This is a genomic window from Actinoplanes lutulentus (genome assembly GCF_003259845.1).
In the GTDB taxonomy this organism is placed as follows: Bacteria; Actinomycetota; Actinomycetes; order Mycobacteriales; family Micromonosporaceae; genus Actinoplanes; species Actinoplanes lutulentus.
In genome coordinates this window covers 301,703-313,376 of sequence record NZ_QLMJ01000002.1, presented here as the reverse complement: position 1 = coordinate 313,376, position 11,674 = coordinate 301,703, and the positions used below count along the sequence as shown (strand labels likewise).

Genomic DNA, 11,674 nt, shown 5'->3' with positions numbered 1-11,674 from the left:
TCACCCTCCCCCAGGGTTCCGAAAGTCAGCAACTATTGTTGCCGTTATGGCAAAAGACGAGCTCGCTGCGGTCGGCCCCCGGTTGCGGGATCTGCGCCAGCGCCGGGACCTGACGCTCCAGCAGGTCGCCGAGTCCACCGGGATCTCGGTGAGCACCCTGTCCCGCCTGGAGTCGGGCAGCCGGAAACCGACGCTGGAGCTGCTGCTGCCGCTCGCCAAGGCGTACCAGGTGAGCCTCGACGACCTGGTGGACGCGCCGGAGACCGGTGATCCCCGGGTGCGGGCGCGGCCGATCGTGCGGGGCGGGCGGACGTACATCCCGTTGTCGCGGCGGCCGGGCGGCCTCCAGGCGTTCAAGACGATCATCCCGACCGGTGAGGGCGACTGCCACGAGCAGAAGACCCACGAGGGGTACGAATGGCTCTACGTGCTCTCCGGGACGGTCCGGCTGCGGCTCGGCGAGCACGATCTGCTGCTGGAGCCGGGTGAGGCCGCCGAGTTCGACACCCGGCTGCCGCACCTGGTGCTGAACGCGGGCACCGAGCCGGTCGAGGTGATCAGCATCTTCGGCCCGCAGGGCGAGCGGGTCCACGTCCGTGCCCGGTCAACGAGCAACGGGGTTGCGTAACGGCCTCCCCTCGGTGAAGGCCGCCAGGTTCTCCGTGATCAACGATTCCGCGCCGATCGGGCGGCCACCCGCCGCGTGCGGCGTGATGATGATGTTCGGCTCGTCCCAGAACCCCGCGTCGATCGGCAGCGGCTCGGTCTCGAAGACGTCCAGCGCCGCGCCGGCGATCCGCCGCGACCGCACCGCGTTGAGCAGGGCCGCTTCGTCGAGGGTGCTGCCCCGGCCCACGTTCACCACCCAGGCGTGCGGCTGCAGGTGGGCCAGGACGTCGGCGTTGATCACGCGTACCGTCTCGGGGGTTGCCGGAAGGATCGAGATGAGCAGGTCGGTCGCCGGCAGCAGGTCTGGCAGATCCGCGGCCGTGACCACCGGGAATCCGTGCCGCTCGCCGGCGCTGCGCGCCACTCCGGTGACCTTCGCGCCGAGCGTCGTGAGGATCGGCGCGAGCGTCGCGGCGATGCCGCCGAAACCCCAGATCACCACGTTGGCGTCACGCAGCGTACGGAAAAGAGCCGGCTCCCGCACCGGCTGAATCCCACCCAGCTCCTCCGCCCACCGGTGGCCGATCTGTGCCCGGACCAGCAGATGCAGCCGCCGGGCCGCGGCCAGGACCATGGCGAGGGTGTGCTCGGTGACGGTCTGGTCGTGCAGGCCGATCCCGCAGGTGATCGCCACGTCCGGCGCGAAACCGGCCTGGACCACGGCGTCCGGACCGGCGGCCAGGGTCTGCACCCAGCGCAGGCTCTTGAGGCGGCGGGCAGCGTCGGCGAGCATGCCGGACGGGTTGCCCCAGACGACCAGCACCTCGGCGTCGAGATGCTGGTCGGGGATGGGCTTGCCGACCTCGTAGATGACGGCGTCGTCAAGCGTGAGGTCGAGTTCGACGGAGTCGGGGAGCAGAACCTTCATGCCCTCAGCTAACCATCAACCACGCTGTTCATAGAGCGCCACCGTTGCGCGTTTCGGCTGCCAGAAGCCGATCCGCTGATAGCCCTTGTCGATCATCGGGCGCAGCTCCCCGCGCGCCGTCAGCGCGTCGGCACGCCGGTCACCGACCACCATCCAGATGCGCTTCGCGCCGTTCAGATGACCCGCCGCCGGGTACTCGGTGGCGATCAGCCACCCGGTCTCCGCCGACGGGACGTCGACGAGCGGATCGGCCGGCTTCGCGGGCAGCCGGTTCAGGTAATAATCCATCCCGGCCCGCAGCGCACGGTTCTTCGGCGGGTAGACGATCACGTCCCCGGGCTGCTGGAACTCCCCGACGATCCGGGCCGCCGCCCGATAGTCCGGTCCGACCTTCGCGGCCGGCTCACGGACCTTGTGCTGACCCGGCAGCGCCACGAAGGCGAGCAGCAGCAGAACCACGATGACCCGGGACCTCTCGCCGCGGCCGACCAGCGCGACCGCCGCGAGCATCGCCAGCGGCGCCAGCACGACCAGCAGGTACCGCGCCACCCACATCGGCGACACCAGCGCCGACACCGCCGCGAGCGTCAGCATCGGCCCGAGCACCAGCGCGGCCATCGGAACCAGCCGGCGCATCGGCCGCCACGACGCGAGCACCGCCAGCCCGATCACCATCCAGGCCAGCTCCCGCGACCCGAACATCTCCCACGGCATGGCCCGGATCCGGGCGAACGTGATCGGCTCCACCCAGTGCAGCTGGGTGTCCTCCTGATGCGCGCCGAGCCAGGCGATCGGCAGCACCGGCAGCAGCGCCACGCACACCGTCCCGCCCCAGGTCAGCGCGAGCGTCCGGCGCCTGCGGCGCCTCCGCCACATCACCATGGCGATCAGCGCCGCGTGCGCCACGAGGGTGGTCAAGGCCAGCAGATGGGAGAGACCCAGGAGCGCCACGCTCAGCCCATAACCCACCCATCGGTACGCGTGACCGCGCCGCACCGCCGCCACCAGCAACAGCATCGCCAGCACCGAGAAGAAACAGGCGAACGCGTACGGGCGGGCCTCGGCCGCGTACCGCGAGGTGTTCGGGATGAGGCAGAGGATCAGCCCGGTGGTGAGGCCGACCGCCGGCGAGAAGAGCCGCCGCCCCAGCTCGGCCGCGACCGCGACACCGCCGGCCATCGCCACGATCGACGGCAGCCGGAGCGCGACCTCGGAGGTGCCGGCGATGTCGCTCCAGAAGTGCAGGAAGACGTAGTAGAAGCCGAACACCGCGTCGATGTTCTGGACCAGGTCGAGGATCTGGCCGACGGACCGCTGGGAGACCTCGGCCGAGGTGACCTCGTCCCAGCTGAGGACGGGCCGGCCGGCCTGCACCAGGCCGAAGGCGAGCATGAGCAGGCCGGGGATGATCGCCGGGAGGGCGATCGCGCCGGGCAGCGGTTTTTTCCGCGGCTTGATCTCGATGACCTCAGGAACGTCCGCGGAATGCGTCCTCGGCGGCCTGGTTACCGCCGCCGGTCGCGTTCTCGTCGGTGAGTCGGTCACCAGTCACCCCCGCCGGTGTTCGTGTCCACGGTTGCTCGTCCCCCGATGAACACGGCTGATCAGGCCGGCCCGGATCAGCCGGCGCCCGAGTTCACCAGATTTACCTCCTGGTTCTCCGTGATCACCGGCGAAACCACCTTTCCGGTGTACGAAAACGGCTGCGGTGCACGTATGCACCGCAGCCGATTTTTCGGTTATATCGCTTTACATCGTTTTACGTCAGCTTCCGACCGGGCCACCGTCGGTACGCCAGGTCACGATCACGCCGGGCTTGGCGTAGTCGCCGTCCGGCCAGAGCGACGCCGGCTTCTCCACCGAGGCGCCCGAGATCTCACCCGGGTGCTGCACCGCGACGAAGACCGACTTGTCGTCGGTGGTGACGAACGGGCCGCAGGTCTCGGCGCCCTTGGGCACGGTGAGGAACTGCTTGAGGTGGCCCCGCTCCTTGCCCTCGATCGGCGTGGCGAACAGGCCGTCGTTGGTGCCGAGCGCGTTGCCGTCGGTCGAGATCCACAGGTTGCCGGCGCTGTCGAAGGCGACGTTGTCCGGGCAGGAGATCGGCGAGACGGCCGTCTTGTCGTACCCACCGAAGTAGGTGTCGGCGGCGGCCGGGTCGCCGCAGACGATCGGCAGCGACCAGGTGAACTTCAGCGCGGTGTGGTCGCCGCAGTCCTCGACGATCTCGAAGATGTGGCCGTGCTTGTTGGCCGGACGCGGGTTGGCCTCGTCCACGCCGGGGTTCGTACCGACACCGCGGTTGGTGTTGTTGGTCATCGCCGCGTAGATCTTGCCGGTCCGCAGGCTGGGCTGCACGTCCTCGGGGCGGTCCATCTTGGTCGCGCCGACCGCGTCACCGGCGAACCGGGTGTTGATCAGCACGTCCTCGGCGGTCATGCCGGTGACGAACGACTTCTTACCGGAGACCAGCTTGATCCAGATTCCGGTACCGTCGAACTTGCCGTCCGACGGCAGCTTGCCGGTGCCGTCGATCTCGGCGACCGGGCTGTCGCCGGTGACCTTGGCGACGTACAGCGTGCCGGACTCCAGCAGGCTGAGGTTGTGCTTGCGTGCCCACGGGGCGTCGCTCTTGATGTACTTCTTCTCGGAGACGAACTTGTAGAGGTAGTCGAACCGCTCGTCGTCACCCATGTACGCCACCACGTGCCCGCTGCGCGAGATGATGACGTTGGCGCCCTCGTGCTTGAACCGGCCCATCGCGGTGTGCTTGCGCGGCGGGGCGTCCGGGTTCAGCGGGTCGATCTCGACGATCCAGCCGAACCGGTTCGCCTCGTTGGGGTGCTTCGCCAGGTCGAACCGCTCCTGCACCCGGTCCCACTTGCGCGAGCCGCTCGGGTACCGCGTGGTGGTCGGGATTCCGTACCGGTTGAACTTGGTCTTGGTGGCCGCGTCGACCGCGTCACCGCCGACGAAGTACTGGTTGAAGTTCTCCTCGCCGGAGAGCACGGTGCCCCACGGGGTGACGCCACCCGCGCAGTTGTTCAGGGTGCCGATGACGGTGCGACCCTTGGGGTCCGCAGCGGTCCGCAGCGCCACCGATCCCGCCGCCGGGCCGGTGAGCGTGAACTCGGTCTCCAGCGCCGTGATGCGCTTGTTGTACTTCAACCGGCGGCTCTTCACCGGCTTCCACTGGCCGGTCCGGCCGACCCGCTCGATCTCCACCACGGAGAGTCCGTGCGCCGCGATCGCTGCCTCGATCTGGTCACGGGTGAGCGCGTCCTGGCTGACGAAGCCGGGGAACATTAGGTCCTCGTTGGTGTACTCGTGGTTCACCACGAGCAGCGCCCGGTCCTTCTCGCCCTTTTCGCTCGGAAGCGGGACCACGCCGACGAAGTCGTTGTTGTAGCCGAACTGCTTCGACTGGGTGGCGCCGCTCTGCTTGGTGAGGTCGAACGCGGGCGCGCCGGGCACCACCGCGTCGCCCCAGCGCAGCACCACGGAGGTCTGGTAACCCGGCGGGATGGTGACGGCGTCGGCCGTGTTCGGCGCGACAGCCTGGAAGCTCAGCTTGCCGGCCTTCTGCGGCTTGCTGCCGCCGCCGTGGTGGGCAACGGTGGCCGGGGCCGCGGCGGCGGGGCTCGCGCCGACGAGCGCACCACCGAGACCCAGCACCAGGGCGCCCGCGGCGCCGGCCTGGACCACACCACGACGGCTCATCTCGGCGTTGACGATGTCGCCGAGGTACGGGTTGGCCGAACTGTTCGGAACTGGGTGATCGCACGCGTTGCCACAGCGGTACAGACAGGTCATCGCGTCGCGCGCGCCGCCACTGTGTCCGGGGGTGCCCAGCAGCGGAAGAAGCCGGCGACTCAGGTCGGACATCAAATCTCCTCGGTCTTCTCGCCACCGTGCCAGCGGCGAGTAGCCCGGACGCTAAAAGCCCAGGTGAAAGCCGACCACCCAGAGAGGGTTAACGAGAGGTGAACGTCGATACACGTTTACCCAGCGTCGACCGGTCATCAAGGCAAGTCGCTTGCAAGTGGGCTCCGGAACACTGTCCGCTCGAATTCCGGCAGACTTTTCAAGGAGCAACGCTGTGCCCGTCACGACCACGCCGTACACCCAGGAGATGGTGATGATCCATCGGGTGTTCCGCCGCGAGGCCGCCCTCCTGCTGCGCTTCGTCACCTGGGCGAACGCCGGAGATGCCGCCCGCGCGCGCCAGGTGGCCGAGGCGGTCCGCGAGTACATCGGCGGGCTGCACCACCACCACGGCCTCGAGGACGAGCTGATCTGGCCGCTGCTGCACGCGCGCGCCACCGTCTACACCGACCTGGTGAACCGGATGGAGGACCAGCACAAACGCCTCGACGGCACACTCACCACCATCGAGACCCTGCTGCCGCGCTGGGAGGCGACCGCAACCGAACCGGAACGCATCGCCCTCGCGGCCGCCCTCGCCGAGCACCAGGACGTCCTGCTGGAACACCTCGCCGACGAGGAGGAGCTGGTGATGCCGCTCGTCGAGGAGAATCTGACCCTTGAGGAGTGGGAGCTGGTCGGCCGCCGCGGCCTGGAGAACGTCCCGAAGCAGAAGGTCTTCCTGGCCCTCGGCGCGATCCTGGAGGACGCCACCACCGACGAGCGGGACTTCTTCCTGTCCAAGGTGCCCCTGCCCGGCCGGATGCTGTGGCGCATCGTCGGCAAACGCCAGTACGAACGCCAGATGGCGACGCTGCGTGGTCCCGCCGCATGACGCTCTCGTTCTCCCTGCTGGGCCCGGTCCGGGCGTGGCGGCACGGCGCCGAGGTGCCACTGGGCTCCCCGCAGCAGCGCACCACCCTGGCCGTGCTGCTGCTCCGCGAAGGCCTGCTGACCACGATCGACGAGCTGGTCGACGCCATCTGGCCGGTCGACCCGCCGGACTCAGCGGTCGCCACGATCCGCACGTACCTGTCCCGCCTCCGCCGGCTGCTGTGCGGGCCGGCTCGCGTACCCGGAGGTGGGTCTGCCGCCGGCCTTGCCGGTGGTGGCGTGGTCAGGATCGACTGGATCGGCGGGGGTTACGTCCTGACCGCGCCACCCGGCTCCCTCGACGTCCACCTGTTCCACCGGCACTGTGCCCGAGGCGCCGAGGCGATCCGCCGCGGTGACCACACCACCGCCGCGACCGCGTTGCGCTCCGCCCTGGACCTGCATCGCGGCACCCCGCTGGCCGGCGCGGCAGGCGGTTACGTCGAGGGCCAGCGCGCCCGCCTGACCGAACTCTGCCGAGGCGCGGCCCTGGACCTGGTGGCCGTCACCGTCGAACTGGGCCGGCACGCCGAAGCGATCGCCGAACTCCGCGCCCTGGTGGCCGAGGAACCCCTCCGGGAACGCGGCCACGCCCTGCTGATGACCGCCCTCTACCGAAGCGGCCGCCAGGCGGACGCCCTGGCCCAGTACCGCCACCTGCACCGGTACCTGGCCGACGAACTGGGCGTGGAACCGACCCCCGGCCTCCAGGACCTCCACCAGAGCATCCTGCTCGGCGACCCGGACGCAGGCCGGACAGCAGCCCTCTTCCCCGCACCCACCCACTGACCCCAGCGGCCCGCACAACCGCGATGCGGGCCGCTGGCCCACCCCAGCACGGCCAATAGCCGAGCCGTCGCCCAGCCACGTCATCGGACACCCATAAGGCGCCTGAACGACGGCTCGGAAGCGCGAGCCGTAGTTCAGCCATGTCATAGGGCTGCGATGGCATGTCTGAGCTACGGCTCGCGCCTCTACAACCGGTCAGCCCGCTCCCGGCTAGCGCTCACGGTCGCGTTTTCGGCCCCTCCGCGACCACAAGCGCAAGCCGGCACCGCCGCGAGCACTAGCCGGCACCACGAACGCCAGCCGGCGCCACGAGCACGAGCCGGCGCCACGAGCACGAGCGCCGCGCTACTGCGCCAGGCAGGCCACCGCCAGCAACGCCGTCAGCACGCCGACCAGGTGGATGTGCGGCAGCCTCTCTCGCAGGACCGTGGTGTTCAGCAGGACGGTGACCGCCGGGTACATCGAGGCCAGGATCGCCGCCGTTCCGATCGTCCCGGCCGCCGCGGAGAACGCGAACGCCCCGTCCGCCACCGTGTCCAGCACCCCGACGACAACCGGCAGCAGCCACACCAGCGCCGGCCTCCCCCGATCACCAGACGCAAGACTCCACGCCGGCCTGCCCCGATCACCGGACGCAACACCCCGGGACGGCCGCCACAGGACCAGCAACAGCAGGGCCGCGAGACCGCCGGCGATCCGCGCATACCCCGTAGCCGCGTACGGATCGTCCGGCGCCGCCTCGTGCAACAACACGAAATATGTGCCGAAGCCGAGCGCCGCCCCGGTCGCGCACAGAGCGGAAACCCGGCGCGACGTCACCCGTACGAGCAAGCTGCCGTCCCCGCCCGGGTCGGCCGAACGGTTCGTCGTCACCGGCCAGCTGGCGAGGGTGATGCCGGCCAGCGCGGCCACCGCGCCCACCGCCGTCGCCAGCCCCGGGATCGAGCCCTGGAAGATGCCCCACCCGACCGGCACCAGGGCGGCCCCGGCGGCCACCGGCGCGACCACCGTGAGGCTGCCGTCGCGCATGGCCCGGTACAGCAGGCCCATCGCCGGGATGCCGATGGCCCCGGCCGCCGCGGCCATCAGGATCAGCCGGTTTCCGGTGGGCAGGGGCCACGGGCGCAGGGCCAGGAAGACGACGGCGAAGAGCATGCCGGCCACCTTCGAACCGATCAGCACGGTCCGGATCGGAATCCTCCGGGCGCAGATGCCCGCCACGAAATCCGAGCTACCCCACGCCACCGCCGCCAGCCCCGCCAGTGCCAACGTCTCCACCACAGCCCGATCCCCCCTGCTTGCCACATCCCTGAACGGAAGCCGTGCCGGGCAGTTCCACCAGCACAGCACCACCCGCCCATTACGGGACAACTCCCTGGACAAGCGATTGACAGCCGCAAAACGCCCGCCTGTCACATTGCCGACGCGACCGGCACAGAATGCGAGACCCGCTCGCCGAACCGCTTAAGATCCCCCGTCAGCAGGCCCGGAGACCCCGGCGGGCGCGTCGGAAGAAATCCAGGCAGAGACCCAGAAGGATTGCGTTGACCGAGGGCGAACTGATCCGGATAGGAGTGCTCGGCCCGCTCGACATAAGAGTCGGCGGGCGGCCGGTCGCCGCCGGTGGACGACAGCAGCAGGCGGTCCTCGCGATGCTGGTGGCCGCGCGCGGCCAGGTCGTACCGGTCGATCGGATCGTCGAGCAGCTCTGGGACGGCACGCCTCCGCCCCGGCCGCTGGTCTCGCTCCAGGCGTACATCTCGCGCTTACGGCGCGTGCTGGAACCGCGCCGCGCACCGCGCGGCACCGCGCGGGTCCTTGTCAGCGAGGGCATTGGGTACGCCCTACGCCTGCCCGACGAAGCGGTGGACGCCTGGGCTTTCGAGCAGGATCTCCGGCGGGTCCAGGAGATGCGCCCGATGGGTCTGTCGGCGGGCGCGGCCGAGGTGGCCCTGGGCATCCTGAGCGCCGCGATGGACCGGTGGCGCGGCGAACCGTATGAGCCGTTCGCCGACGAGCCGTGGGCGCAGCCCGCGATCGCCCGGCTCGCCGAGTACCGGCACAGCGCGCAGGAACGCATCACCGCCTCGCTGCTGGTCCTCGGCCGCACCGGCGAGGCCGTCCAGGCGGCCCAGTCGCTCACCGAGGCCGATCGCTGGCGTGGTCAGGCCTGGCGGCTGCTGGCTGTCGCGCTCTGGGCGGCGCACCGGTCGGCCGAGGCTCTCGACGCCCTGCGCCGGCACCGCCGCAACCTCGCCGAGGACCTCGGCCTGGAACCGGAGCCGGCCCTCGCCGCCCTGGAACAGGCCATTCTGGAGCAGCGCCACGAGACCCTGGCCGAGGAACTGACGTTCGGCGTCCCACCAGCGTCCACGGCCGTAGAAAAAAAGCCCGATAAAACCGATAAAACCGACTTCGAGGTCCGGCCCGCCCAACTCCCCCGCTCACCGGCGACGTTCTCGGCCCGGCAGGACCAGCTGGCCGAACTCACCCGCCTGCTCGACGACGCCGACGGCTCACCCCTGATCGTCGTCAGCGGCGCCGGTGGCGTCGGCAAGACCACCCTCGTGGTCCGCTGGGCACACCAGGTCGCCGGACTTTTCCCGGACGGCCAGCTCTACGCCGACCTGCGCGGATTCAGCCCCGAGGACGCGCCCGCCTCGCCGGCCGACGTGCTGTTCGGTTTTCTGCTTGCTCTCGGCGTACCCGAGCATCGCGTGCCGCCCGGTGAGAGTGAGCGAACCGCGCTTTTTCGCAGCGTGCTGGCCGGGCGGCGGATGCTGCTGGTGCTGGACAACGCGCGCGACTCCGAGCAGGTACGTCCGCTGCTGCCCGGCACCGGCGGCTGCGCGGTGATCGTCACGAGCCGCAGCCGGCTGGGTGGGCTGGTGGTCACGGACGGCGCGGCGACCACCCATCTCGACGGGTTCAGCGATGCCGAGGCGAGCGACTATCTGCGCGGCCGATTGGGCGACGCGGATCCGCAGGCCCGCGACGCGATCGTGGCCCGCTGCGGCGGTCTGCCGCTGGCCCTCGCCGTGGTGTGCGCCCGGGCCGCCGGGATGTCGCTGACCGGCGTCGCGGCGGAGCTGGCCGAGGAGGAGGGCCTGGACGCGTTCGCCGTGGCCGGCCTGGAGCACGACCTGCGCGCCGTCTTCTCCTGGTCGTACCGGCGGCTGCCGGAGGACGCGGCCGCGCTGTTCCGGCGGCTGGCGCTGCACCCCGGGCCGGACGTGAGCCTGCCGGCGGCGGTGAGCGTGACCGGCGCCGGGCGGCCGCGGACCCGGGCGCTGCTGCGGCTGCTGCGCGACGCGCACCTGCTGGACGAGCGCCGGCCGAACCGATTCACCTATCACGACCTGGTCGGCGGGTACGCCGCCGAGATGGCGCATCGGCACGACACCCCGGCGGACCGGGACGCGGTGCTGCGCCGGCTCGTCGAGCATCACCTGTACTCGGCGGCCGGCGCGGTCGGGCTGCTGGCGAACCCGCGGCCGGACCGGGTCGGGCCGGTTCCGGAGCGGATCGAGCCGGAGACGTTCGCCGACCGGGAGGCCGCGCTCACCTGGATGGCCGGCGAGTACGACAACGTCCTGTCCATTGCCGAACAGTGCCACGAGTCCTGGGGCGACGGTTATCTCGGCCCGCTGGTCTGGACGCTCGCGCCGTACCAGCAGGACCTGCGGTTCCTCGCCGAGGACTCGTTCACCCTGGCCCGGCGGGCGCTCAAGGTGGCCGAGCGGGACGGCGAGGTGTGGTGGGTGGGCTTCCTCAACTACATCCTGGCGCGCGGCTATCTGCGCCTGGGCCGGTACGAACAGGCCCGGCCCTATCTGGAGCGGACCATCGCGGTGGGCCGGGCGACCGGTGACACCCTGCGGCTCGCGCACGGGCTGCTCGCCACGGCGGTGTCGCACATCGGCATCAACCAGGTGCCGAGCCGGGAGGACACCGTCGCCGCCTATCCGTACGCGCTGGAGGCCCGCGAGCATTACCGCCGGATCGCGCACCGCAACGAGGCCCGCGTCGAGGAGGCGAACTGTCTGCTCGCGATCGCCTGGTACCACTTCTACCAGCCCGGTGGGCAGGCGGAGACGCTGCGGATGCTGGAGCGCAGCCTGGCCGTGCAGCGGGATCTGTCCGACGCCCGGGGTACGGCCGACGTGCTGCTGCACCTGGGCCGGTTCCGCCAAGCGACCGGTGACCCGGCCGGAGCGGCCACCGATTTCACCCGCGCTCTCCAGCTTTATCGGGACATGCCGGATCTGCAGATGGAGCCGCTGATCTGCCTGTACTCGCTGTATCTGGCGACCGGTGATCGAGCAGCCGCCGCACCGATCCGCGCCGAGCTGACGGGCATGGTGAAGACCGCCCGGTACCCGGACGTGAACCGCCTGCAAGCACTGCTCGCCGGCGCCCCAGAGTGAGCGTTAACAAAGCTCCCACGCCCTCACTGTAAGGGCTCTTGCGCAGGAAATACATCGACGGGACGCTCTTGACACGCCCGTCGATGTTTGCGTACACATTGCAGAGCTTCGTCCACCGGAAACA

General features: G+C 70.4%; 8 protein-coding genes. 4 read left to right on the top strand and 4 right to left on the bottom strand.

The window, feature by feature from the left end:
• Positions 1 to 46: 46 nt before the first annotated feature.
• Positions 47 to 628, top strand: a complete 582-nt coding sequence (locus tag B0I29_RS04865) for a helix-turn-helix domain-containing protein (protein ID WP_111647622.1) — start codon at positions 47 to 49, stop codon at positions 626 to 628.
• Here B0I29_RS04865 and B0I29_RS04860 read toward each other — a convergent pair.
• The 3 genes from B0I29_RS04860 to B0I29_RS04850 form a co-directional block, all read right to left on the bottom strand.
• Complete coding sequence (locus tag B0I29_RS04860) at positions 605 to 1,537, bottom strand: phosphoglycerate dehydrogenase (protein WP_111647621.1); 933 nt, start codon at positions 1,535 to 1,537, stop codon at positions 605 to 607. The genes B0I29_RS04865 and B0I29_RS04860 overlap by 24 nt on opposite strands.
• 15 nt (positions 1,538 to 1,552) lie before the next feature.
• Positions 1,553 to 3,082: a glycosyltransferase family 39 protein gene (locus B0I29_RS04855; RefSeq protein ID WP_111647620.1), complete on the bottom strand. Its 1,530-nt coding sequence runs from the start codon at positions 3,080 to 3,082 to the stop codon at positions 1,553 to 1,555.
• 219 nt (positions 3,083 to 3,301) lie between these two features.
• A complete protein-coding gene (locus B0I29_RS04850) occupies positions 3,302 to 5,422 on the bottom strand; it encodes a PhoX family protein (RefSeq protein ID WP_111647619.1) in 2,121 nt (706 codons plus the stop codon).
• A gap of 214 nt (positions 5,423 to 5,636) precedes the next feature.
• On the opposite strand from B0I29_RS04850, the gene B0I29_RS04845 reads away from it, so the two are divergent.
• Together B0I29_RS04845 and B0I29_RS04840 are read left to right on the top strand one after the other, a co-directional pair.
• The gene (locus B0I29_RS04845; RefSeq protein WP_220091278.1) at positions 5,637 to 6,296 is read left to right on the top strand and encodes a hemerythrin domain-containing protein; all 660 of its coding nucleotides are present in this window, start codon (positions 5,637 to 5,639) and stop codon (positions 6,294 to 6,296) included.
• Entirely contained in the window at positions 6,293 to 7,123 is an 831-nt protein-coding gene (locus B0I29_RS04840) for an AfsR/SARP family transcriptional regulator (protein ID WP_111647618.1), read from the top strand. Before B0I29_RS04845 ends, B0I29_RS04840 begins: the two co-directional genes overlap by 4 nt.
• Before the next feature lie 345 nt (positions 7,124 to 7,468).
• Here B0I29_RS04840 and B0I29_RS04835 read toward each other — a convergent pair whose 3' ends face one another.
• Positions 7,469 to 8,404 (bottom strand): EamA family transporter, encoded by a 936-nt coding sequence (locus B0I29_RS04835; RefSeq protein ID WP_245972237.1) that lies wholly within the window; start codon positions 8,402 to 8,404, stop codon positions 7,469 to 7,471.
• 263 nt (positions 8,405 to 8,667) lie between these two features.
• On the opposite strand from B0I29_RS04835, the gene B0I29_RS04830 reads away from it, so the two are divergent.
• On the top strand, positions 8,668 to 11,550 hold the full coding sequence (locus B0I29_RS04830; protein WP_181557694.1) for an AfsR/SARP family transcriptional regulator: 2,883 nt from the start codon (positions 8,668 to 8,670) through the stop codon (positions 11,548 to 11,550).
• Positions 11,551 to 11,674 lie beyond the last annotated feature (124 nt).

Coding starts and splice junctions, on each gene's coding strand:
- B0I29_RS04850 (WP_111647619.1), bottom strand. CDS start 5,422: ATGTCCGACCTGAGTCGCCGGCTTCTTCCGCTGCTGGGCACCCCCGGA.
- B0I29_RS04860 (WP_111647621.1), bottom strand. CDS start 1,537: ATGAAGGTTCTGCTCCCCGACTCCGTCGAACTCGACCTCACGCTTGAC.
- B0I29_RS04865 (WP_111647622.1), top strand. CDS start 47: ATGGCAAAAGACGAGCTCGCTGCGGTCGGCCCCCGGTTGCGGGATCTG.
- B0I29_RS04840 (WP_111647618.1), top strand. CDS start 6,293: ATGACGCTCTCGTTCTCCCTGCTGGGCCCGGTCCGGGCGTGGCGGCAC.